At 35.6% G+C, this 24,950-nt stretch carries 20 protein-coding genes, 2 pseudogenes and 1 CRISPR repeat array; of the genes and pseudogenes, 5 read left to right on the top strand and 17 right to left on the bottom strand.

The genetic code is table 11. The annotated features are described in order from the left end of the window. Nucleotides 1–10 precede the first annotated feature (10 nt). Nucleotides 11–1,258, bottom strand: a complete 1,248-nt coding sequence (locus F5ESL0263_RS01335) for an MFS transporter (protein WP_122034271.1) — start codon at nt 1,256–1,258, stop codon at nt 11–13. A 111-nt stretch (nt 1,259–1,369) separates the two neighbouring features. Between F5ESL0263_RS01335 and F5ESL0263_RS01330 the strand changes: the two genes are divergently transcribed. Further along, the gene (locus F5ESL0263_RS01330; protein WP_122034269.1) at nt 1,370–2,281 is read left to right on the top strand and encodes a LysR family transcriptional regulator; all 912 of its coding nucleotides are present in this window, start codon (nt 1,370–1,372) and stop codon (nt 2,279–2,281) included. Nucleotides 2,282–2,338: 57 nt separating this feature from the next. On the opposite strand, the gene F5ESL0263_RS01325 is transcribed toward F5ESL0263_RS01330, so the two are convergent. The 5 genes from F5ESL0263_RS01325 to F5ESL0263_RS01305 are packed head-to-tail and all read right to left on the bottom strand — an operon-like array spanning nt 2,339 to nt 7,755. After that, entirely contained in the window at nt 2,339–3,649 is a 1,311-nt protein-coding gene (locus tag F5ESL0263_RS01325; protein ID WP_122034267.1) for an extracellular solute-binding protein, read from the bottom strand. A gap of 50 nt (nt 3,650–3,699) precedes the next feature. Next, complete coding sequence (locus F5ESL0263_RS01320) at nt 3,700–4,995, bottom strand: MBL fold metallo-hydrolase (RefSeq protein ID WP_122034265.1); 1,296 nt, start codon at nt 4,993–4,995, stop codon at nt 3,700–3,702. Then, nucleotides 4,979–5,803 carry a carbohydrate ABC transporter permease gene (locus F5ESL0263_RS01315; protein ID WP_109715108.1) on the bottom strand — a complete coding sequence of 275 codons (825 nt, stop codon included), beginning with the start codon at nt 5,801–5,803 and terminating at the stop codon, nt 4,979–4,981. The genes F5ESL0263_RS01320 and F5ESL0263_RS01315 overlap by 17 nt, the downstream gene beginning before the upstream one ends. Further along, complete coding sequence (locus tag F5ESL0263_RS01310; protein ID WP_122034263.1) at nt 5,804–6,670, bottom strand: carbohydrate ABC transporter permease; 867 nt, start codon at nt 6,668–6,670, stop codon at nt 5,804–5,806. After that, nucleotides 6,670–7,755 (bottom strand): ABC transporter ATP-binding protein, encoded by a 1,086-nt coding sequence (locus tag F5ESL0263_RS01305; RefSeq protein ID WP_122034261.1) that lies wholly within the window; start codon nt 7,753–7,755, stop codon nt 6,670–6,672. Before F5ESL0263_RS01305 ends, F5ESL0263_RS01310 begins: the two co-directional genes overlap by 1 nt. A gap of 840 nt (nt 7,756–8,595) precedes the next feature. Between F5ESL0263_RS01305 and F5ESL0263_RS01300 the strand changes: the two genes are divergently transcribed. After that, nucleotides 8,596–9,420 (top strand): helix-turn-helix domain-containing protein, encoded by an 825-nt coding sequence (locus F5ESL0263_RS01300; protein ID WP_122034259.1) that lies wholly within the window; start codon nt 8,596–8,598, stop codon nt 9,418–9,420. 239 nt (nt 9,421–9,659) lie between these two features. On the opposite strand, the gene F5ESL0263_RS01295 is transcribed toward F5ESL0263_RS01300, so the two are convergent. The 5 genes from F5ESL0263_RS01295 to F5ESL0263_RS01275 form a co-directional block, all read right to left on the bottom strand. Continuing rightward, nucleotides 9,660–10,547 (bottom strand): DNA/RNA non-specific endonuclease, encoded by an 888-nt coding sequence (locus F5ESL0263_RS01295; protein WP_122034257.1) that lies wholly within the window; start codon nt 10,545–10,547, stop codon nt 9,660–9,662. A gap of 105 nt (nt 10,548–10,652) precedes the next feature. After that, complete coding sequence (locus F5ESL0263_RS01290; protein WP_122034255.1) at nt 10,653–11,606, bottom strand: exonuclease domain-containing protein; 954 nt, start codon at nt 11,604–11,606, stop codon at nt 10,653–10,655. A 9-nt stretch (nt 11,607–11,615) separates the two neighbouring features. Then, entirely contained in the window at nt 11,616–12,440 is an 825-nt protein-coding gene (locus F5ESL0263_RS01285) for a Sir2 family NAD-dependent protein deacetylase (RefSeq protein WP_122034253.1), read from the bottom strand. Nucleotides 12,441–12,453: 13 nt separating this feature from the next. Next, nucleotides 12,454–13,089, bottom strand: coding sequence for a DUF421 domain-containing protein (locus F5ESL0263_RS01280; RefSeq protein ID WP_101138703.1), 636 nt, complete (start codon nt 13,087–13,089; stop codon nt 12,454–12,456). 12 nt (nt 13,090–13,101) lie between these two features. Beyond that, entirely contained in the window at nt 13,102–13,551 is a 450-nt protein-coding gene (locus tag F5ESL0263_RS01275) for a DUF3290 family protein (protein ID WP_109715102.1), read from the bottom strand. Nucleotides 13,552–13,830: 279 nt separating this feature from the next. Between F5ESL0263_RS01275 and F5ESL0263_RS01270 the strand changes: the two genes are divergently transcribed. The 3 genes from F5ESL0263_RS01270 (at nt 13,831) to F5ESL0263_RS08765 (ending at nt 16,694) form a co-directional block, all read left to right on the top strand. Continuing rightward, nucleotides 13,831–14,745, top strand: a complete 915-nt coding sequence (locus F5ESL0263_RS01270) for a proline-specific peptidase family protein (protein ID WP_122034251.1) — start codon at nt 13,831–13,833, stop codon at nt 14,743–14,745. Between the two features lie 218 nt (nt 14,746–14,963). After that, entirely contained in the window at nt 14,964–16,217 is a 1,254-nt protein-coding gene (locus F5ESL0263_RS01265) for a glycosyltransferase family 2 protein (protein WP_122034249.1), read from the top strand. A 333-nt stretch (nt 16,218–16,550) separates the two neighbouring features. Beyond that, nucleotides 16,551–16,694, top strand: coding sequence for a helix-turn-helix transcriptional regulator (locus tag F5ESL0263_RS08765; protein WP_122034311.1), 144 nt, complete (start codon nt 16,551–16,553; stop codon nt 16,692–16,694). A 7-nt stretch (nt 16,695–16,701) separates the two neighbouring features. Continuing rightward, nucleotides 16,702–17,330: direct repeats of the CRISPR family, unit length 36 nt; unit sequence GTTCTAATCATCATTGATTTAACAACCATCTAAAAC. A 32-nt stretch (nt 17,331–17,362) separates the two neighbouring features. Here F5ESL0263_RS08765 and csn2 (F5ESL0263_RS08760) read toward each other — a convergent pair. The 6 genes and pseudogenes from csn2 (F5ESL0263_RS08760) to cas9 form a co-directional block, all read right to left on the bottom strand. Then, nucleotides 17,363–17,539: a type II-A CRISPR-associated protein Csn2 gene (gene csn2, locus F5ESL0263_RS08760; protein ID WP_122034247.1), complete on the bottom strand. Its 177-nt coding sequence runs from the start codon at nt 17,537–17,539 to the stop codon at nt 17,363–17,365. Next, nucleotides 17,524–18,033 carry a type II-A CRISPR-associated protein Csn2 gene (gene csn2 / locus F5ESL0263_RS01250; protein WP_122034245.1) on the bottom strand — a complete coding sequence of 170 codons (510 nt, stop codon included), beginning with the start codon at nt 18,031–18,033 and terminating at the stop codon, nt 17,524–17,526. The genes csn2 (F5ESL0263_RS08760) and csn2 (F5ESL0263_RS01250) overlap by 16 nt, the downstream gene beginning before the upstream one ends. After that, nucleotides 18,030–18,309: pseudogene (cas2, locus tag F5ESL0263_RS01245) on the bottom strand (CRISPR-associated endonuclease Cas2). The gene csn2 (F5ESL0263_RS01250) and the pseudogene cas2 overlap by 4 nt, the downstream one beginning before the upstream one ends. Beyond that, nucleotides 18,287–19,203, bottom strand: a pseudogene (gene cas1, locus F5ESL0263_RS01240) (type II CRISPR-associated endonuclease Cas1). The pseudogenes cas2 and cas1 overlap by 23 nt, the downstream one beginning before the upstream one ends. A 218-nt stretch (nt 19,204–19,421) precedes the next feature. Continuing rightward, complete coding sequence (locus F5ESL0263_RS01235; RefSeq protein WP_255409595.1) at nt 19,422–20,642, bottom strand: MFS transporter; 1,221 nt, start codon at nt 20,640–20,642, stop codon at nt 19,422–19,424. 103 nt (nt 20,643–20,745) lie between these two features. Further along, entirely contained in the window at nt 20,746–24,930 is a 4,185-nt protein-coding gene (gene cas9, locus F5ESL0263_RS01230) for a type II CRISPR RNA-guided endonuclease Cas9 (RefSeq protein ID WP_122034242.1), read from the bottom strand. Nucleotides 24,931–24,950 lie beyond the last annotated feature (20 nt).

Below are 24,950 nucleotides of genomic sequence, written 5' to 3'. Positions count from 1 at the left end.
AAAATACTTCCTAACTACGTGATTGATCAAAGTGATTTTTAGCAATAACGGCTACTAAGGCCATAATTACTACAGTGATAATTGCAAAGAAAATGTACACTGCAACAAAGCCGCCCATTTTTTCTGCAATCAAGTTATTAACTGGCATTGCGAATGCACCAATTAAAAAGGCAATTGAGTTAATATAAGAAAATCCTTTAGCAAATGCTCTTCTACCTAAAGCCGCAGTCGCAATTGTCGTAATACCAGTTCCGAGGTATACATAGAAAACATCGTTAATCCCTGCGCTGAAGATTGCCAAGCCAGCAGAACGAGTATTGGTGGCAATGATTAGTAGTGCGTAAGAGATAACTGCTAGCAAAAGCCATGCTAAACTTGCTTTTTCGGCTCCATACTTATCACAAGTTGAACCAACTAATGGATTGAGGAAAATATCAAATAGCATTGCTGAAGTAACCATGAAGCCACCTGCAGCACCATCAAAGCCTGCAGAGACAGCGTAAGTTGGAAACATCTGATTTAAGACAGCTGGGAATTGTAACAAAATTACGATTACTAATAAAATCCAAAAAGTGGCTGACTTGAAGAGTTCATGATTAGAAACAGGTTTAACCGTTTCAGCTGAGTCGTTTTGTGCCGCCTGTTCATTAAAGCCATATGGCTTACGCCCTTCTTTTTCAGGTGAGAAGTTAACACCAAACAAAGCACAAGGTACACTTAAGACGGCTACAATCACAGCTAAAATTGTTAAGCTGCTTTGCCAACCAACCTTTTCAATTAAAACTGATAAAATTGGGCTCATGATTCCTTGGAAAACAGAAGTAATTGCCCAGCAAAGTCCAACCGCAAAACCGGCTTTTTCCGCAAACCAGTTATCAAGCAAAATACCAACTGGTGTAAACGACATAAATGAAATCGCAATCCCGATAATGATGGCAATAATGAAAAAGAGCCAAATATTGGTAAAATGCGGCATCAGAATTAAGCTGACTGCAACTGCCAAACTAGCAACTACATATAACAAGCGATTGTTTACCTTAGCCAAAATTTTGGGAACATTCGGCGTCATCACAGCCATTGTTAAAACCAAAACCGTGTAATAGTAAGATAAGGTTGAAACCTGAGTGTGTAGCGCTTGGCTTAATGGAGCTAAAAATGAACCCATTAAAACCATACTTGAGCCCAAACATGCTGCAGAAATCAAACCTATACAGCACATAACAACCCAAGGTCTAATATTCCTTTTTTGATTATTCATCAAAATCACCTCTAAATACTGATTCTTAAATATAGCTTGATATTACATCAATAATGAGGGTGTGATAAACTGAAAACCGAATGGCATAATGACAAAAAGGAATATTAGATCATGAATTCAACTCAAGTGAACTGTTTTTTAACTTTGGCTAAAACACTAAATTTCACGCAAACTGCACAAAAAATGTATCTCTCACAATCGACTGTTTCTAAAAACATCAAGAACTTAGAAAAAGAATTACAGGTAAAGCTCTTCAAACGTGGCTATCACCAAATCGCATTAACCGATAAAGGAAAGATTTTTTATAATCAAATGGTGCTTTCCACAGCTGAAATTAACGACACAATTATTAATCTGCGCCAAAGTAGCGCCATTATGCGTCCTAAAATCAAGATGGGCTACACAGATCTGCCCTTTGAAAAAAAGTGGTTACCTGTTGCACTAAGACTGATCAATACACAGACTAATCTTGAGCTAAAGCCCTTTTTCGTTGATCCTGGTCAAGAGCACAATATCAACAAGCTGATTTGCGATGGCAAAATTGATTTGATGCTTATGCAAAAAGATATTATTAACGAAAAAGATGAAACGCGTTACGTCGAAGTATTACAAAAAGGCTTTTCCGTTGTTGTTCCGCAGGGAGACAGCCTTTTTATTAAAAACAACATTGATTTTAGCGACTTGGCTAACCGCCAAATTTATTTGTGGAATGGACACGATAATTTTCCTGCAATTGAAAGTCTGAAATTTAGTTTACAAAGTAGTCCTTACGACATTAACTACCAAGAGGAAATTGACTCCTCGGTCTTAATCGCATATGTCCGAGCAAAAATGGGAATTGGCATAGTCCCTAGCATTTTATACAACAAAGACGATACCGATTTGCGCTATATTCCCTTAAAAACAGATCAAAAATTGTCTTATGGTATCTTGTCACTAGTCAACTCAGAAAAAAGAGCTAACATTAATATAGTCAACAAATACATTGCACAAGCCATTAATATTTCAAAAACGCAGTGGTAAAGCAAAAAAGGATTCGTCATCAAGACGAATCCTTTTTATAATCTTGCTATTTAGTTTTTATTGCTTCCAAGCAGCATCAAATTTTGACTTGCCTGTGTTAATTGCATTATTAACATTTTGTTTCTTTTGTGCAGCAGCGAAAATATTTTGCATAATTGGGTTTAATTGACCATATGCAGCTCCAGCGTTCTTAACAACAGGAACACTGTAGAGGTTCTTCATTGCGTCTTCCAATTTAGCTGGTAACTTAATCTTCTTGTTGTCCTTGTATTCAGAAGATTCTGCAGCAGCATTGTTAACTGGGATGTAACCAGTTGCGTTTGCCCATTTAAGTTGGCTAGTCTTTGAAACTAAGAACTTGATGTACATGAATGCAGCAGCCTTTTGATCAGCAGATGCGTGATTAAACATGTAGATATCAGTACCTTGTGACATAGTGTATTTGCCAGGACGTGGAGCAACATCATAAGTAAACTTGTTGCCTACACCTTGCTTAACAAAGCCTTCACCAGCTGAAGTACCAATGTACATTGCAACTTTTTGGTTAGCGAATGGTCCTGATAGGTAGTGTTCTGAACCAGCTACTCTGAAGTAACCGTCTTTGATACCGTCAGCATAGTAGTTGATAACTTTCTTAGAAGTTGCACCAGCAAAGTCAATCTTGCTTGAGAAGTCTACGCCTTCGTTCTTCATACCTAAAGTGTAGTAGTTTGATAATGAGTCAAAACCAGCACCAACAACTTTATGGTTACTCTTTTCATAAATTGTCTTGGCATCCTGCTTCAATTCTTCCATTGTTGTAGGAGCTTTCTTGATACCGTATTTCTTAAACATGTCAGCATTGTAAGTTAAAGTTTCAATTGACTTGTTAAATGGAATACCGTATTGAGTTCCGTTAATCTTAGCACCATCTAAAAGAGCGGTTTTAATATCAGAAGCCTTAGCACTTCCCCAACCAACTTCTTTGTTGTTAATGTATGGTGTCATATCTACCAACATCTTATTCTTGGCTGCAGTTTGTAGCCAATCTGGATAAGCCTGTGTAATTGTTGGCAAATTGTTTGGTGACTGCAAAGTTGAATTAATCTTAGCTTGCAAGTCATTGTATTGACCTTGGTTTTCTAACTTAACCTTGATCTTAGGATTATCCTTTTCGAATTCCTTTGTTAATTCCTTTAAGGTATCCTGTTGTACCCCGGTCATTCCGTGCCACAAAGTAATAGTGGTATTCTTCTTAACCTTGGTAATCTTAGATGAACTGCTAGATGATGACGAAGAAGAATTGCTTCCGCCATTAGAACAAGCTGCAGTACCTACTAGTGTCAAACTAACTGCAAAAGCAGCAGCAAGCTTTTTACTAAACTTCATTTGGTAAACCTCCCAAAAAATAAAAACTAAACAACAATTTTTTTGATTAACTAAAGCGTAATAGTTTGATTGCGCTTCGGTAAAATCCGTTCTCCAAATGGGTTCTCTTCCAGCTCCGGATGCAATGTGTGCACCGGAATTAAGTTTGCTGGTTGAACCTCCTTAATAATTTCCTTGAGTTCTTTTTCATCTGCGTGACCGGAACAACGCAAGCCTTTGAACTCAATCTTTTTATCTGATAAAGCTTGCAGGAAAGGCTGATAAGCTGGATCAAAATCACCCAGTGGCTCAGCGTTTGAGTGAATATATAATCCACCTTCCTGTAAGTCAGTATAATTACCAACTGCTTGCCAGAGGTATGCATGATTGTCATTTAGCAGTTCCTGATAAGAAACTTCTAGTCCCGGTTGCAAATCTGCAAATTTCTCTTCCCCTGGCAAGTAATAGTAATCAAATTCCTTGCCCAAGCTTTCCCTGAGCAAGTGCGCTCTTTGCGCATGCAAAACAACGCGGCGCGGTGAATCTGCAATAATGCGCAAGAGTCGCTCAACATTAGTAGGATATGTATTAAATGTAATTTGCCGCTCAGGGTTGTCTTTTTGCAATTCAACAAATTGAGCAGTCAGTTCATTTTCATTCTTTGGACCAGTGAATTCTTCACTTGATTGATCGTGTTTTTCTTCAGGCCAAGAAACACCGGTACCTTCAATAATCAGGGCATCACAGTTCTTAGCAGCTGCCAAAAATTCGTGTACCCAGTCAGGGTGATAACCGTGCAAGCGAATATCACCAGTATATGCAATTCGCTTATCTGGAGTAGTAATAATTAAACCTGTTGCACCATAAGCATCATGGTCACTCGGCCAAACTTCAAGCGTAATATTACCTACCTGAATTGGCTTGCGGTACTCCGCTGCAATAATTGGGCGAACGTAACTTGCTTCATGACCAGCAGCTGGTAATAAAAAATCACCGTGTTCGTTTAAAGCTGGCATCATCTTGGCAGTAAGTGGACCTGCATATAGCGGAATCTCAGGTGCCAAGAAATTCATTGCCTTACTATGATCAAGATGCAAGTGTGACATATAGGCAGCAGCATGTTCCCAGCGTTGATGATCAATTGGCTTTCCGGTAAGCTCAGGATCGTAAAAGTTAGGAACATCACCAATCAACTGATTTTCAATCAAAGTTTGATATTTTTCATCAGGCAAATCTAATTCAGGACGATATACTTCACCTAAATCAAACAAAACATGTGATTTGTTATAAGCCACTTCGATCATTGGTCCGCCAATAGTTGTTAGACCATTATAAAAAGTGATAGATGTCTTAGCCTTTGATGTCATTACGTACTACTCCCTTAATAATCCGTTTTCTAAAGATGAAATACAAAATTAAAATCGGTAAAACAGTCAGTGTTGCAGCTGCAAGTTGCAATTGTGTTTCGCTACCAGCATCAGAAGCAAAGGCAGACAGACCGTTGTTTAACAGTCTCATCGTGTCTTCGTTAGTAACAAGTAATGGCCATAAGAATGAGTTCCAGCCCGAAATAAAGCTCAACAAACCAACTGTAAAGAGTCCACTCTTTGACATTGGTACCAAAATTTTCCAAATGTAATCCCAGTCGCTTGCGCCATCAATCATCGCCGCTTTGTAAATCGTGGTTGAAATTGAGCCAAAATAGCTTTGTAAATAGTACATGTAGAAAATTGACGTTAGGAATGGTAAAACCAACCCAATGTAGGTGTTGAGCAAGCCGAGATGAGCAATTGTATTATAGTTAGTAAAAATAATTGCTTCACCTGGAACCATCAGGAGAGAAAGCATCACCATCTGAATAACACCTTTACCCTTGAACCGCAGGTTGACCATTGCAAAAGCACCAAGAAGTGAATTAAATAGACTGACAACAGTCGTAACTGTTGCTGTCAAAACCGTATTAAAGAAGTAACGACCAAATGGGGCTCTAGCAAAAACCTTTGCATAGTTGGACCACTCAAAATGGTGCGGAATTAATGTTGGTGGAATTGACGTTGTTTCCTGAAAGTTCATCAATCCGCCTAGTATCATGTAAATGAATGGGAAAACGGTGATGAAGGCAAAGATGAATAAGATAATATAACTGAAGACAACACCTAAACGAATCTTTTTCATTTAATTTTCTCCTATCTTCTTCATCATCTTACGTTGTAAGAACGTTGCAAATAAGATAATCAGGAACAAGACAACCGTCGCTGCCATTGCAACCCCTGGAGTACCTACAGTCTGGAACTTATTGTAAATGTAGAACACAGCAGTGGTACCAGAATTACCAACACCAGCAGCACCATTAAATAGCGCATAGACTGATGTATATATCTTGAAGGCACCAATGATATTCATTGTCAGCAAAAAGGCAATTGTTGGCACTAGTTGTGGCATTGTAATTCGCCAAAACTTGTCTTTGCCGCTAGCACCATACATATCGGCAATCGTGTAGAAGTTAGGATCAATGTTCCTAAGTGCACCCATCAAAATAACAATATTGAAGGCCAAAGAAGACCAAATACCGAAAATAATAATGGTTGTTAAAGACATTGCTGGATCATCAATCCAATCCGGTGCAGGCAAATGCACAGCCCGCAACAAAAAGTTCAACATCCCGTAATCGCCGTTGAAAATGTAACGAAAGACAATTCCGATTGCAATCGTTGACGTTACATATGGCATGAAAAAGGTGGTCTCAAACAATGCCTTATGTTTAACTTTGTCAAAAATGATCCAAGCTAGCATAATTGAAATTGCTAAACCAACTGGTACCGAAATTACGGCATAGAGTAAAGTGTTTTTAATTGCCAACCAAAACTCGGGATCATTAAAAATGTACTTATAATTATTGAGTCCAGTCCAAGTTAAATCGATTAGTGATCCACTTTGGAAACTCATGCCAAAGGCACGTAAAATAGGATAAATACTGAATAAAGTTACAAAGATAATTGTTGGTGCTAAATACAGCCACGCTTTTTTCTGATTGGTCTTCATTAGTAAACCCGCTCCCCATCAGGTGTAAATAGAAATACACGATCAAGTCTCATTTTAAGGTTAACTTGATCACCATGATTAACTGGTACTTCAAGACTAATCAAAGAGCGCGCTTGAGAGTCATCATGTGTAAATTTCAGTATACGTTCTCGACCAATTAACTCGACATCATCAACTTTCACGTTAAGGATACCGTCTGAAGCAGGAACAATGTTCTCAGGGCGAACGGATAATAAATATTCGCCATTAGGAATTGAGCGTTTAAAGCGTGATTCATCTAAATCGGCTAACTTGATAGTGAAGTCAGTTCCCTTCAATTCATCATCGGTCTTTGTTACCTTAAAGTTGTCAATTACAGGGTTACCAACAAAGTTAGCAACAAAATAATTATTAGGCTCTAAATAGAAGTTTTCACCCAAGTCATCTTGTTGAATAACTCCATCATTAAATAAAATAATTTTATCACCAATTGATAAGGCTTCTTCTTGGTCGTGAGTAACAAATAAGGTTGTAATACCAACAGATTTAACCAAAGAACGAATTTCTTCACGAATCTTCAATCTCAATCTAGCATCAAGGTTACTCAAAGGCTCATCCATCAGAAGAATCTTAGGTTCTTGCACTAACGCACGCGCAATCGCTACTCGCTGTTGCTGTCCACCGGATAAATTACCAGGCTTTTGATCAGCTAATTCAGTAATCTGCGTTAATTCCATATACTTTTCGGCAATTTTTTGCGCCTCAGGTTTAGACTTTTTGTTTTTGCCTACTATTAAAGGAAACATTACGTTTTGCAAGACTGTCATATGAGGATACAATGCGTAGTTTTGAAAAACGTAACCAATATGTCGGTCCTTGGGCTCGACATTTACTACTGACTTCCCGTCAAAAAGAATTTCACCTGAAGTTGGATTAAGCAAACCTGCTAAAATATTCAGAATGGTTGTCTTCCCACAGCCAGAAGGTCCTAAGAGACAAACCAAATCACCTTTTTTAACAGAAAAGCTGACATTTTTGATTGCTTCATGTCCATTATCATAAACTTTTCTGAGATTTTTCACTTCAACGAATTTGTTGTTATCCATTAATCTGCACCACTATATCTTGTATTGCTTAAAGTTTTTCTTCACTAATTTTATGATAAAAATCAGCTGAATACAACCAGTTTTATCTAATAAAAATTCGTACTTCAATAAAAAAGCACTTGCTTTTTCTTTCAATATTCGTTTTTATGGCTAAAACTACAAATTATTGACGCTAAATCATTCATAATGTTCTGCTTTTGTTAATCTTTCGATTCAACCTAATTGTTAACTAGACTTGCCAAGTCAACTTTGAAGCAATTTTTCCATAAAGTGCTTTTTTAATCCGAATATTAATTTTATCTTTTTTCACCTAATTCAGTTAATTAGGTATTTATATATATAAAATAAATTAAGGATAATATCATCTTTGACTGCATACAAAAAGCACACTCCCATGACTGTCGTTAGGAATGTGCTTTTATATCATGCATTTAAAAAATGCACTCAATAAACCCACTACAATATTTCATTCTATAGCTTACTAATAACTACAAAATAATCTGCTTGTCTACGATGTTATTGAAAATATAGTTTTGCATTTGCAATTTAATTAGTATGAACTATTAAATGAAGTTTAACTTACTCAATTCGGCATCATTACTTTAGAATAGTGCTGCTAAGCAGCCAAATAAGAAAATAAAGTTAGAAATCATTTTTCCCCTTCTTTCTGTGAAACCTATAAGTTTTAAAGAATACATATATTCATCATTTATTCATAAAGTGATGATAATATATCCCTTACAATTAAATAATAGTACTAACTAAAGATTAGTTTAGTGAATTGTTGGCTTATTTCACATTAACCTTATTCAGATAAGCCATTGAAAGGGGTAACTTGCAGTGAAATCTTTCGGAGAAACAATAAAAGAGATCAGAACGGCGCGCGGTATTACCCAATCTGAGTTAGCTGGCTCTTTAATTAATCGAACCACGCTCTCTAAAATCGAAAATTCATTTGAAGAACCTTCTTATGAAAATGCAACAAAATTGATCAAACGATTGGGTATCACTCAAATTGAATTTGATTACATAAGAAACGATTATCAGTTTAATGCCAAAGAACAAATTATTTTTGATCTTTTCAATATTGCCTATAATTCTGAAGTTAATAAAATAGCTTCTTTGCTTAACCGCTGTGAGCAATTTCCTAATGATCAGGAGATTCAAAAAATCAAAGTCATTCTAAAAGCATTTAATGCAAGCAGCTTACGCGAAGCACGTAGCTTAGTCATACCACTTTGGAAAACCCAGGTGTCCAAAACTGACAACTGGAATGTTCTTGATCTCTATTTACTTAACATGATTTTCTTCGTTTTTGACGATGATACAATGATTGGTATTTCAAATCGTGCTATTAAAACAATTGAAGAAAAATATCCATTTTTAAAATCGCTAGAAACCAATTTTGTTCTTAACAAAGCAGCCATATTGATGAACAGACAGAACTTTGATGATGCTGCAATGATATTAGTTAAAGCAATTACCTTGGCCAAAGCAACCTTTCGCTATGATAAATTACTAATGGCTAAAGGTCGACTCGCAATTTGCCAAAAAGATAAAAAAGAAGCACTTTATTGTTTAAAAGTGCTTAAAGAGATTGAAGCAGACGATGTCTATAATGGATTGAAAGATGAAATTGAGCAGTTTGATTCCCGCTTGTCTTAACGCGATTACAACAGACAAGACTAAAGACCGCTAATTTATTTAAGCAGTCTCTAGAAGGGTATATTTTTATTGTTTTTACAAAATAGAATTATATTTAGGAAAGCCGACTTTAATTTATCTGACTTTCCCACTGCCTAGCTAATCATCCTCCTTTACTCTAAATTCTAAGAGGGTGAATCACTACCATTTAAAAATGTTCCATTATTTCACATTTTGCGCGAAAAAAGCTTACTACATAATCAGTAGTAAGCTTTTTGATTTTCATTTTTAACTTGTATTTCGCGGTTAACCTTTGCGCGTCCATTTTGATAATTGAACGAAAAACCAGGTTGAACATTGAACAAATAAACATTAAAGTCGAGTGTGCCGTCAGTTGAAACGGCCTGCAGGTTAATTCCCCGTGCCATTAACTCCTCGCCACGAAATATTGGCGTAGCTTGGTAGATAACTCGCTTATTTTCTCTTAGTGCTTTTCGCACCCTACTTTCAAAAATAGTTTGAACCCTTTGGTTTGAATAGGCCGACTGCGTAAATAAATTTTTAGGATTATTCTGATCACCGGAAAGATTGCGTGGATTAAAATTACCCGCTTGATCAATTCCTGCGGAAACGGAATACGCAATTAGGTGCCCACGGTTATAAATTTGCGTCCCATTCCGTCGATTGTAATGCCAAGCTGTCGGTTGAACATATTGCTGAACTCGTAAACTATCATTAGCAACATTTCTTTTTTCCAAAAAGGCAGTGTTTGAGTGAGAAGTCCGATTTAAACTATCCAAGTTTGCATAAATAACGCGGTTAACGCGCCATGCATTTTTAATTAGCGTCGACTTATCATTATTCACTGTAATGTAGGCTTCATTGCCACTCTTAAAATCAAGCTTAGCTAATTTAGCGTAATCTTCTTGTGATAATCCACCATATACTTTGGCAGCTGGTTTAGCCTGATCAATTTTGTTTTTCTTAGCTGGTTCATTGCGACCAATTCGTTCGATTGTTTGGTGTCCACTAGGATCTGAACCACCTTTGGTTGAAACAAACCACAACAAAAAAAGAATGATAATGACAATTGCCCAAAAATCACTACCACTTGTTTTTCTGCTTTGCCGTCTTCGCTTGCGAGCCATTTAGTCAGTCCCTTACTTAAATAATAACTAAGTATAGCCAATCGAACTGCTGTTTGCAACAAAGGTAAATAAAAAAAGCAAAGATTGCTCTCTCTACTTTTTACTTTAAGACCTAGCCCATTCATCAAGCATATTTAAGAAGTAGCTTTCGGAAAGTCGCTTAATCTTACTACCATTCTTATTGTATTCCTGAGCTTTCTGCCATGCCTCGTTGTTTTTACTGAAAAAGTGATCATCATCAATAATCAAATAATTGGTTTCCGGAGTAACAATGGTTTGGGCTTGGCCGCCCATGTTATTAACCATTAAAGCTGCTTCATCATTATCCATGCCAATTCCATCTGCAAATGTGATCAGCTTGTTACTAATCGGATTGCGAAAGCCTAGTTCCCAGGCTTCAAGTTCTGCTTCAAGTAAATCTACGTTTTTGATTTTGCCTTGCGCCTCTGCCAAAAGTTCATCGGTAAAATGATCGCGAAAATCATCGTAAACCTTTTTGGTATCGATTGAATCAGCCAAGCCATGATGCTGCTCTTCTTCTGCAATCCCAGCACGTTGAATACAGTCTAGCAATCGGTTATGTTGGAAAGGATAGTACGCACGTGCAAGTCGCAAAACATCAACATAATCATTATTTAATGCTGGCAAATGGAATTTTTCCGTCAAATCATATAAAAAGTTCAAGTCAAAGTTAACGTTATAGCCAATAATAATATCGTCACCAATAAATTCACGAAATTCAGTCATCGCTTCTTTAACAGGCACACCTTCGCTAAGTAAAAGCTCGGTGGTAATCCCGTTTAATTTAGTTATAAAGGCAGGAACCTTATTTGATCTTGGGTAAAAGACTAGCTTATTAAATTCTGCAACAATTTCGTTATTGCGCACCTTGATCGCACCCAGCTCAGTCACATGGTCACGATAGGGATTAAGTCCGGTCGTTTCAATATCAAGCATTGTGTAATCAGAAATAAAGCTTGGTTTTTCTTCACCTTTCGCACGCAATTTATCCTGAGAACCCGTAACGTGCAAAACGCCATTTTTGACATAAATACTCATGCAATCTTCCTAATCTGTAACTAAAGCCTGCAATAAACTTGCAGTATCCGCATTTACGGCTGCACTTCTATCTTGAATGTCCAGCGGTAACATTTCTTGTTGATAATCCGCTGCTACATAAGTCCATTGTGGGAATTGTTGAACTAATCTGATGATTGGTTCAAATAATTGAGGGCTTGTTTCATCAACACCGAGCTCCAAAAAGACCACTTTTTCCTCTTCGTTCCCCGTTAAAAACCAGCGAAAACGGGTATTAGCGTCTGTATCTGGGTAAAAGTGTTCGTTTAACGGCATGTGAATCTCCATTGGTTGACCACACTGCTCACACTTCGGAACTAGCTTAGTTATGTCTTGCCCACTTTGGTAGGCTGTCAATATTTGCCGGACAACTTCTTGGTCACTTTTAGCACCATGATTAACGCCACTTGAACACTGCATCATCGTCCAGTCACCAAACGCATTGAAGATTCGATTTTTATTGAAATCAGCTTGTTCAAAAAAATGTCCAAAAGTTGAGGTAGCAATAAAAAACTTTTTTTCGCCAATTAATTCACGCAGTTTTTTCATTGCTGGACTTGGAACATAATTAAGTGAATATTTTTCAATTAATTGACTCCAAAATAACCATTGTTCAGCCCAGGAATCAAACTTGTGATCAAGAGCATCCCCAATTGAATTCACATGATATTTACTAGCAACTTCCGGAAAATCTTGCTCAAAATTTTCTGTTCCCAGTAAATCAAGTCCTTCATTTTTTGCCATTTTATTGCCTGCAGTGACAATCACAACATCCGCATCGTTAAGCAATTGCTGTGCTTTATTCAGATTTTCCATTAATTACTCTTTCTTATTTTCGGTCATACCCCGTGAAAGAGACATGACCATCTTCAAAATCAGCTAAAAAGATATCACTAGGATCATTAAAGCCAGCTTTTTTCACTTCTTCTTTCAGCCAGTTTTCATCCTCATCAATAGATTCAAGCACATCTTGATTGATTTGACCATCATTTATTAAAGGAAAACGGACATTTTTCTCATCAGTTTTAATTACAGTCAATTGCCCATTTTTTTCAAAAATACAGTTCTTTACTTTATCAACAGAATAGATTCCCTGACTACGTAATTTAAACATTAACTCATTGGCAGAAATACCAGCTTTTAAGCAGTTTTTTACTAAAACTTGTCCGTCCTTGATGATCTGAATCGGCTTACCGTCAATTAAACTGCGAATAAAATTACTGTGCTCACGCGCAAACTTCAAAATAAAGACTACTAATGTCCAAACAATTAGTACTAGTAAAAACTGTAAAACTGAAATGCTGGAATTATAGATTACACCACCGATAATCCCACCAAGAACATAGTTCTGGAGTTGATCAAGAGCAGTTGTCGGAGCGATATTGGTTTTACCAAAAACATTTATTTGAAAAATTAAAGTTAACACACCTAAAACGAATTTAATAAAGAGCTGTGTATAGTCCATCTCAATCTCCTCCTAATTCTTTATATCAACTTGATGATTAATTACATGCGCTTGTTTCAAAGAATAAGTGTTATTGTCATCATTTAGTTCTAACTGATAATCAATATCTTTTGAGTTGATCCGTACTATCAAGCCGTCTTGAAGTGTCGTCGAACTCACCAAAACATCACTATTAGGTACCCCAAAATCCTTGGCGACAGACTTAATAAACGGTGTAATTTGCTCTGATTGAGACTTAACCAGGTTGGTTTGAACGTATTTTTCATATTGTGTGCCACCAAATAACAGCAAGAACAATAACGCGATAATACCTAAATCACGGTAGCGGGTGTTAAACCGGTGCCGCAAATAGAGGACGGTAAAAGCAATCATAGCAACTGCTGCAACCGCAATTAGAATATACAAAATTGTTTTGTTAGTATTTTGATTCTGCTCAATATACTTAAGTGTATAAAAAGTCATAACATTCCCACCTTTTTTAAAAATAGCAGCTACCCAAAAGCCGGCAAGTAGTTGCGCTATAACTTCGTTTATGGCTTTATAATCAGCTTTTTTCACTAGCTAGCTGAGCAAATAAAGCCACCTAATTTAAGTATAGCAAAGACTCATCAGAAGTGATTGATTCAAGCTTGCTAGGTAAATTTAGCTCCAAAAGCATACTCTATTTCTTTTTGTCCTGTTTTGCTTTAACTCGTTATAGGCTAAAATAGAGATTGATTAATAAAAAGTAAGGAGAAAAACATGAAAACTGGATCCAAAATTATTACTTTAGACAACGGTTACCATCTTTGGACTAACACCCAAGGACAAGGCGACATTCATTTACTTTGCTTGCACGGCGGCCCTGGCGGTAACCATGAATATTGGGAAGATACTGCTGATCAACTTAAAAAGCAGGGTCTAGACGTTCAAGTAACAATGTATGACCAACTGGGATCACTTTATTCAGATCAACCTGACTATTCCGATCCCGAAATCGCTAAAAAATACCTGACTTATGAATATTTCTTAGACGAAGTTGATGAAGTTCGTGACAAGCTCGGCTTAGACAACTTTTACCTAATCGGCCAAAGTTGGGGCGGTCTTCTTGTTCAAGAATATGCTGTCAAATATGGCAACCACTTAAAAGGCGCAATTATTTCTTCTATGGTTGACGAAATCGATGAATACGTCGCTTCTGTTAACCGCCGTCGTCAACAAGTTTTGCCACAAACTGAAATTGACTTCATGCACGAATGTGAAGAAAAAAATGATTACGACAACGCTCGTTATCAAGAGGATGTCAACATTTTAAACATCAATTTTGTTGATCGTAAGCAGCCTTCTAAGCTCTACCACTTAAATGATATTGGCGGAAGCGCAGTATATAACGCTTTTCAAGGTGACAATGAGTTTGTTATCACTGGTAAATTAAAGGACTGGCACTTTAGAGATCAACTGAAGAAGATCACTGTCCCGACCTTATTAACTTTTGGCGAAGAAGAAACAATGCCAATCTCAACTGCTAAAACTATGCAAAAAGAAATTCCTAACTCACGTCTAGTAACAACTCCAGATGGTGGACACCACCACATGGTTGATAATCCAGATGTTTACTACAAGCATTTGGCTGATTTCATTCGTGAAGTAGAAAACGGCACTTTTAAAGGTGAATAACTGATTTTAGCCCAATTAAATTTAGCATTAGTAAAAGCAAGTAGTATTCTACTTGCTTTTTGTTATTTTTAGTTAGTAAATGTCATGTTATATTCACTCTATATTTTCATATACTAATTTGGTCTTAACTAATAAGTCATTTTCTTACTGATTTCTTAATAATGGTGGTAAGATAAACATGAAAAATAGTAACTGTTAAATAACAAGGAGCTGATAAAATGAGGTATTTTATAGCGGCTATGCTTATCATCAGTGGGTGTGCCTTTATTTTCGACTTGTGTTTTAGCCTTTACTTAACATTTAGTCAACATATTAAGCAAGAAAAATATCTTCGCTTTCAGCGTAAATTCAATACATTGCTTCTTTTAATCCCTGCAATGAATGAATATTCGACATTGAAGCGAGATATGCCAGGATTGCTTACATTACACGATAAATGCAAAGACTTTATTGACTTAAAACTAGTTTTTATAGACGATGCTTCGAGCGATGGCACTACAGAATTGCTAGATGAATGGGCACAATCTAATCCTGAAAATCTCTACATTATCCATCGCGTTAAGCCTAATGCACAGCAAGGTAAAGGACCGGCCCTGCAGGACGCAATTAATCATCTGCTTAAAATGAATTTTCCTGTAAAACAAACGTTAGTTGGAATTATTGATGCAGATAGTCATTTTGATAGTAACTACTTACACCAAGTAGTTACTACCTTTGAAAATTCTAATTATGACTTGGTTCAAACACGCGTAGATGTCTATAACACCGTCGACAATCTGACGATTATGCAGAACTTTGAATTATCCGTTTACAATGGTTTGTTGCAGATGGCACGTACTAATTGGGGCTCGGCTCTCGCATCAGGCAATGGACAATTTGTCACATTAACCATGGCGGAAAAAGTTGGTTGGTCTTCTTCTCTGCTTGAAGACTGTGAGTTTTCACTAAAGGGACTATTAAGAGGTTATTATGGCACCTTCTTAAATACTGCTGCAATTAGACAAGAGGGTATCACTAATCTTGGCAAGCTAATCCGTCAGCGCACAAGATGGTGTCAAGGTGGTCTGCAATGCCTAAAAATCTATGGTGGAAAAATTATCAAATCTGACCGGATGTCAGCTGGAGTTAAGGCCTTTATCCTATTATTTTTATTAGTGCCTTATATATCAGTTATCGTGGTTCCATCATCAATCGTGTCGGTTATAACGTTGATTGCTTATGCCAGATTCAATTTGGGGGCAAGCTTAGCGATTATCCTGACTCTGTTATTAACCGAATACACTATTAATGGTTTAATGATTAAAAAACAGTGGTTTGAAACTGGTTTTAGTACCGTTAACAACCCAATTGAGATTTTAAGAATTATTTTTAGTTTTGGTGTTTACCGCTGGTTATTATCATTTATCCCTTACCGATCAATTGGTAGAGAATTAATCGGCAATAATTCTTGGACCAAAACTAGTCATACTTAGACTTTATTTTAGCAAAATAAAAGCGCGCTCTATCTGGCGCGTTTTTTTCTTTATGTAATTGTACTATGTCATGGATTAATTCAATTAATTGAAGAAAGAGGCTTTTTGTTTCTAATTATCGTCTATTTAACAGCTACCTAAAGCCTTAAATACATGAAAGCACAAGCACTAGCTATCACTATATTGACAAAGCGCCGCAAGCTTGACTTCCATATAAAATAGTATATATACTGAACCCAACAAAAAACCACTTAGGGAGCGTAATAATGCACAACAGATTAGCAGAATTTAGACACTTAGCCGGAATATCACAAGAAAGTTTAGCCACTGTAACTGTGTGTATCAGTAGCTTATATTAGAAAGATAGAAAGTAATAAGTCTAAAACCAATGTAACCATTAACATTGCATACAAATTAGCAAAGTATTTTAATACAGATATTGAAACACTATTTGATTTAGATCTTGACAAATATTAATAAAAACAGCTCTAATCGCATTGATTTAACAACCATCTAAAACAGTGCCTGACGTTCAGGCGACACACATTAAGTTCTAATCATCATTTATTTAACAACCATCTAAAACTCGCAGTGGATTCCTTGACCTCATTTCTATGTTCTAATCATCATTGATTTAACAACCATCTAAAACTCTTATCCTAACTAGTCATGAGATTTGGGAGTTCTAATCATCATTGATTTAACAACCATCTAAAACGACCTCTCAATCACAATTCGTGAGTTAATCGTTCTAATCATCATTGATTTAACAACCATCTAAAACTACCGGTTTGGACGAGAACGCAGGAGACTTGTTCTAATCATCATTGATTTAACAACCATCTAAAACTGATGATTTCAATCACTATTTAAACCTTGCGTTCTAATCATCATTGATTTAACAACCATCTAAAGCGCTGATAGCCTTGATAGTATTGGTAATCGTGTTCTAATCGCATTGATTTAACAACCATCTAAAACCCAATTAATGAAGTATCTCAAAGACATGGGGTTCTAATCATCATTGGTTTAACAACCATCTAAAACTTAATGTTCATTTCTTATAAATATCACTCCGTTCTAATCATCATTGATTTAACAACCATCTAGAACCGATTTTTTATCATCAAATTTTAATATAGCAGTTAGTACCAATCGACTAGATCTTGATCTATATAATAACAAGTAATATTTTTAGATATTTTCAAATTTTGAGGATTAGTAAATTCAAGAAAAATCACACTTGAATTTACTTCCATAGCAAGATTAGCTACCTCTTGCCATTCCTGCTCATCAAAATAATGCGCTACATTACAAAAAATACAGGAATTGTCCCCAAATCATAATTCTGATGAATTTTTAGAACAGTTTCTATTGTAGCATATGGATTGGTTAATACACTCCTATCAAAATGAATTTCCAACAACTTTAATAGCTTTTTCAAATCTTTGTTAAAGTCAATGTCCATAGGAAGATCTTCTAGTAAAAGTGAATCATGCAATACAGCCCCTAGGTTATAATAAGCTTTAAAGGCTTTATTTCTGTTTTCTTCGTCTATAGTCTTTACATAATTATTAACTACAAAAGTTAAATATCTTTTTGAAATGTCTTCACTAAGCAATAGGTCACCTACAAAATCAAAAGTTTTAGTTATTTCTAGAGAATTAAAGTCTCTATCGCTACAAAGCAGCAAACTGTTTTCTTTTTTAAATCCCTGAACTAAATCACGATATGCAATTGGACTTTGTAAAGTAATAACTGTTACTCCTGAATCTGGTAAAGTCCACTTTTTGTATGTCAAATATGACAGAATCATAGAATCACCGTCCGATCAGAAGTATTGCGCACGTCTTCGACGGGCTTTCCGACTAAGAAACGCATATCATTATATTGTTTCTCTGTTACCATTAGTGATTGAATCAGCCCACCATGAGGCAAGAAATTTTCAACCCGCTTTTCTAAGAATTTTGCAGTCTGCCTAGTTACACAAACTCTTACATAAACAGAAAACTGTACCATTACGAAACTGACGGTACTCTTTTCTTTCTTGAGCAGTTTCAGTTGGTACGTCAAACATTATCATTAAGCGCATTATTCGGTACCTCATTAGTTAAACTTATCTCCATTTCTGGTAAGGCATTATTTTCATTATCACTTAGGAACTTCAAACATCCTCTTACATATGTTGTAATTGCATTAGTTAGAATCGTTTTTTTACCATTAAAAATAATTTCTAAACTTAAAAGTTCTACTAAACCATATTTTATATCTGGCGTTAATTCCTGAATCTTTTCGTGTGCCTTTACCCAATAATCGACAAACGGACGAAAAGGTTCCATTAAGTCTCAAACTAAATTAAATTGATTATCATTTGAGCAATGATGAATGCCAAAGTAAGACAGGTAACCATTTACAGCAATTTCCCGTGTAAAACTTGAAAGTAAAATAGCATAACCATAATCTAAAGCCGCGTTTACCGCACTAGTATCTCGTCTAACAAAGTCTTTATTAAATAAAAGCATGAAATATTTACGTGCAGAACTTGCCTCACGATTGGTCACGTCATTTAGTTCCAACTTATCTAACTCAGCTTGAACAGTATCTGTCTTTAATTGATAATTGCTCAAAACAGCAATTTGATTTTTAATTTTGGTGCTAACAATTTTAGTCCACAATAATTCTTTTTGACTTTGATGCCAATTAAACTGTAGTTTTAGTTTATTAGCATTACGTGCCCCAGGGTAATAATCAACCGTTTCTGTAACTGGATTATACTTTTCATCAACAAAAAAACTACTTTAGTTTGATTTTGAGCTAATTTACTAATTAATGCACTTGTAATCACTGCCTGCGTTGTTGAAACAAGTAGCAAATTAATATCTTCAATTGGAATTTGGTTAATGCCATCATGCGTTTGCACAATCATCATATTCATTGAGTAGGTTAACTTGGCATGTTGTGTGATAATGCCTGATCTCCATCCCATACAATTCTCCTTGTATTTTCCAAAATAAATGTTAAGATGAAGTTGCTGGGTAGCTCCCAGCAACTAATCATTATTGATTTAACAACCAGATTTAAAATCAAACGACATATCATTTAAGATATGAAGTTTCAACGCGGTATTATTACCGTCCTGCCTCAGCTCTATAGCGGAGGTTTTTTTGTGCATAAAATTCTGAAAACAATTTTTTAGTCCAAAAATCAGTCCTGCTTAGTTTTTATCATCAAAGAAACACTGATTACAGCAATAATCAAAAGTTCAAATGCTGACACACCTATTCCAGATCTTGAACCTAATTTTTTTGCTACAAGACCTCCAAAAAGGTAGCCCAAAGAATTCACTCCAATTAGGACGGTTTTATATATACTCGTAACTCGTCCAAGATACTTTTGCTCAACATGCTCCTGTCTATTAGTGATTATGCTAATGTTAATAATTGATTTAATGATTGAGATAAATGCAATGGCGACAGTTAATATTAGTAAATTTTTGTTTAATGCAAAAATTACTCTGAAAAGGGCAGCCATAAAAACTAGCATGGGTAGCAGTAAATTGAAGCCAACCCTTTCATTAAGTCTATTTACAATCAAAGTACCTATTAAAGCACTGACAGCCGCAATTGCTGAAATAGTACCAATACTTTCAGAAGAAAGGCCAATTTGTGCACGTAATACTATTAAACTATCGTTATCAAAATTCGCTGATGCAATATTAACTAAAGCAGTCAAAATTAGTGGATATAGTACAGAAGGAAGCTTAATTGTATAGCTCAGTCCTTCTTTTATGTCCGCAGTTACCGTTTTACCCGCTGATTTAAGAGTTGAAAATTCATTAGAAGCATTAGATACAGTTTTTACTTGTATTTCTTTTTCTAATAAAAGGCTAGTTAAGTAGAAAAATGAACAGATTGCAATCAAAAGACTGTGAGAAACAAATTTATATAGCACTCCACCAACAATCGGTAGTATAAAATTCGTCGCATACTGTATTCCATAGATCAGACTGTTTAATTCAGCAAAATCCTTTTTTTCGACTAAGAAAGAAACGAATGTAACTTCTGATACCGTATTGAACGCATTAGTAATACTGACTACCAGAGAAACTATATAGATAATTAAAATCATGAATTTTACCGGCAAATTCATTGCTAAAGCACTTGTCAGAACAAGGTAACTAATTAGTCTAACTAAATCACTAACGATAAGAACTCTTTTTACATCAAGCTTATCTATTACTGCTCCAACAGGAAGCCCTAAAACTAAAACAGGCAGTGTTTGGATTACGGAAATAATTGATAAATGGAGACCATTTTTTGTAATATCAAGTACCATCAAAGGTAATACAAATGCCATTAAAGCACTACCCAGATTGTCAGTAATCACTGATAAAAGATATAATCTATTATTCCTACTTCGTAGCATGGTTTTCATATGAACAAGCAGATGCTACTCCTTTACTTAAGATAAATAAAATTGATTTCTATGCGCAAAATAGAGGGCTAGTTAAACCTAACTCTCTATTTTTCTATAAATTCGTAATTTTTACTCTTTTTTCAAATAAGCCGGTTGGCGATTGAAAAATTAATACTGCATTAGATGAAAGAACCACACCAGCAGCTGTTTGCATTACTCCAAATGGTGTCTTAATTCCTAAGTTCTTCAAATCAGAAGCCATCAGATTATCATGTAATCCATTTAAGATATTAGTTATGGTGTGCTTCTTATCTTTAACTGTTAAGTTAATAAATTTTGTTCTACCATTATGTAACCCTAATCTAAAGTTGTTTGTATCAAATAATGGTAAATATAGGTCAACTTTAGACAAGATTTCATCATAAGCATTCACTAAGAGCTGGTCTTCGTTATCTTCTTTTTGATTCATATTATCAGTGACAATTTTCATAGTCTCTTGTGACAAGGTAAGCTGTTTTGCATTAACTTGGTAGCTAGCAGAATACAGCATGAACTTTTTATCGCCGTCCACTACAACTTGCTTAAAATGAACATGGTCTTTTATTATTCTGAATCCTTTAAGACCTCGTTTAGGCTTTCCACTTTTATCGAGCATAATTAAAGACTCAAGAATTTTATGTAGTTCATAATTATACTTTCCCTGCTTTTTAGCTTGTTGTAATCTAGCTAAAAATCGCATCGGTACTCCAACAACTCTATAAATGTCTTCCTTAGTCTTTTCAATTTTGACAATAACCATATATGCATTTGCATTACCACTATAACCACCATAAATTGTCGGATCCAAGTTTTTACCTTTCGGAATCAACTTTCTAGTCTTTTTACGATCACGTTCTTGACGTGGATAAACAGTCATATTAAACAATCCACTATTTTCGGTAGTCGTTTCGCGGGAAACCAACATATATTTATAGTTATAAGCTTTACAAAGTCTATCAAAAATATCTGGGTGTTTAAGAAAGACTACTCTATCACTATTATTTTCTAGAATTTTTTCTGGAGCCTTACGTTCGTTATTGTCTTTCTGTAGCAACGGCCATAAAAAGTTAAAACCCTTAAAATTGTTAATAGCCTCTCTTTGTAATTGAGGATCTTCACTAAACTTTTTATATTTACCGTAGACAAAAAATGGGCGGTACTTAGGATAAACTTGATATAAAAAGTTGCCACAAACAATTGATAGATAAGCATCAATTGCGTGATGATAATCATTAACTTCTCTACTTTTATACAGATTTAGTCGTTGGCGTAGTGCCGAGTTATCTCTCGCCCTAACTGTAATAATTTCTGAATCAGGATATTTATTTTGTAAAATAACTGATACTAATTTAATTATCTGACTCGTTTCCACTAATTGTCTGTTAATGAAGCCTTCTTTTTGGTATTTGCTTAGTTTATCAGGGTCCAGAATCAAATTATTAAGTTTGTACTTGCTTATTAGGCCGATTGCTTGCCATTGACGCCATAGTTCGTTGATTTTTATATTCAAATCGGCAACAACATCGTTGCCAAATCTTTTATACGGGACATCATCAGCTTTTTCTGCGTTTATTGCTTTAGCAGTCAGTACACGATTATCTAATGAATCATCCTTAATAAATGCTTGTGGCAAAATGTGGTCAATATCATATTTCGAAGATGACGATAACTCATCAACATCAATTTTCTCGCCCGTATATGCATCACGCCCTGCCTGCATGAAATACAAGAAGTATCTATCTTTCACTAGTTTTTTGCTTTTAATTGCATCCTTCAGGGCATCGGTTAAGCTCTGGTCAATAAGTTCACTGTCAGCATCTTGATAGATCTTAAGTAACTGACTGCCTCTAATTTGGGATAACTTCGGATTTTTTTGTGGTTCACGTGTATATTCAATTGTAAACTGAGCTGGTGCGGCTCCAGCAGCTTTAACTACATCTTCCACAACTTTAACAACTTGCCTAATCGCCTTTTTATTAGCTGGTGAAGTGTAAGCGTCAGCTAAAATTTCTTCTACTCCGTTTTCCTTAGTTATTTGTTGATTCTCTTGGGCAATTGCACTCTTAAAATCAGGCTCTGTGATAATTTTTGCAAAGTTCTTTTGACTATCCCAAAGCTGCTCCATGACATTTTGGCCATTTTGATCACGTAAACCAACTAATAGCTTTTTCGAAAGTCTACCCCAACCTTGCAAACGCCAATTTGATAACGCCTTAAATTGATCTTGAGATAACCAACTAATTTCATGTAGTTTTTCTTGAAAAATCTTATTATCTTCAAAGATTGAGGAATATTCAATTATCTTCTCAAAGTCCGAACTATATTTAGGATCTTCTAATTGATCAGAAAATACTTTTAAGCCTTTTAGATGATAGTAACTTGATAAACTAGAGTTGAATTTAGCTGGGTCTGCTAATCCATCAATTTTTACAATCATTATATTTTCATGTTGCTTGATATAAGTAATTAGTGCTCTAGTAGTAACCGTCCGCTTATTTTTAAATAAGTTGTTAAAAATATTCTGCTTAAGACTTACGCTTATTTTCTTTCCATTAATTCTAAGATTATTTAATTCATTTAAGACTTCAAATCGTTGATAAAGTAAACTATTTGCAGGTAAAACGTCTTCACCTAAAAGATATGTGTCTTTAATAGTCATTCGCTTAATAAAACGGTTAGCTGATTCTTGTCGATCTATTTTTTGCTCAAAATTCCAAGGCGTAATTTGTCCAGGTTCTTTTCTTACCATCCAAGCAAAATTCTTACCAGAAGTTTCCTCTTGATCCTGCGTAGTAACCATCGGGCCAACATAATACGGCACTCTAAATCTAACTAGTTCATCTAATTTGTATGGCGCCTGCTTTCGATGATCTTCAACAGGATTCTCAGTAGCTAGAAACGGATAGTACTGACTTTGGTTAGCAATAATCTTATCTAACTCAATTTGATGCAGCTGAAATGGAATAACACCGTTATCATTGGTGCGTTGCTTAGGCATAAAAGTATCAGTTTCAATTTCTTGTAAAATTTGATTAGCCGCCTTGGAATCATCAAGATTTTCTTTAACTACTTTATAAAAATCTTCTTTAGTTAAAGCACCATCTTGCTTAAATTCAGCCTTGGCTTCTAATAAGTGACCATGACGATTATTAACATACAAGTCATAAGCAAGCCGTAATGTTTTAGCCTTTTGTCGATCTGCTTGACCATCAATCACTATTTTTAGTAATTTATAATCACATCTATGCTGATTGTACTTGTTTACCATTGATGCAGATAAACTCCTACCTTCATCAACAATAGTACTCAATGTAATTGAACTAAATAACTTTTTAATTTCAACAATAATAGTTTGGTCATCTTCATCTAGTTCTGGGAGTATTGCATCCAATTTTTCATCTGCATCCGCATCACTAAGTTTAAATTCCCATCTTGCTTTATCGCTTTTATCGATTTCTTTAGCCAGGATAGTTTCAAATTGCGTTTTATAGCCCATAATGGCATTGGCAATCTGCTTAGACACATTTTTTGCATTTTTATCAGTAGAGGCCGGTAACAATAACGCAATCTTTTTGACTTTATCCTTTTTATAAGTCGTTTTGTCTGGGTCCTTACCCTTGATTACCTCTTCAACAGCATGTGCATTTTTTAAGTTTAATTCTAGCTTTTCGCAATCTTCATCCGCTTTATTATTAAAAGCATCATTAATTGAATTTAATACTGATACTACATCTATTTTAGAAGCTTCAAAGTTTTTTACAGGCGTATCCTGTAAAAAATTGCCACGGTATTTAACAATGTGGTGCATTGCCAAAAAAACTTCCCGTAAATCAAATTTACGATTTTCTGTCATTAAGGCTTGACGCAGATGGTAAATCGTCGGATATTTCTGATAAAACTTTGCATCTTCCTTGGCAGTTGGAAAAACAATTGCAGCGTATTTTTGTCGGTCTTTATCAAGGGGGGAAACCCATGATTGATGAAGACGAACAAAAAATGCCGGATCAACTTCAGCCATTGGCTCCGCAAAAATCTCTTCTAGCAATCCTAAACGCCATTTTCTTCGCTTAAGACGACGGCGTGTAGTTCTAAAGCCGCGACGATCTGCAGCGGAATGTCCCTCTTCAAATAAGTGTGAACCGATTGCAGTTTTACCACGTAATTTTAAAAGTGCATTCTTCTTATCAGCTACAGCCCACCCGCATGAGTTTGTCCCGATATCGAGACCTAATATGTAGTCACTCTTTTTTTGACTCATTTTCTTCTCCTAAACAAACT

Origin of the sequence: Lactobacillus sp. ESL0263, from assembly GCF_003692845.1 — a bacterium.
GTDB lineage: Bacteria > Bacillota > Bacilli > Lactobacillales > Lactobacillaceae > Lactobacillus > Lactobacillus apis.
Note: the sequence above shows the minus strand (reverse complement) of the source record. Positions and strands in the feature narration are given on the sequence as shown.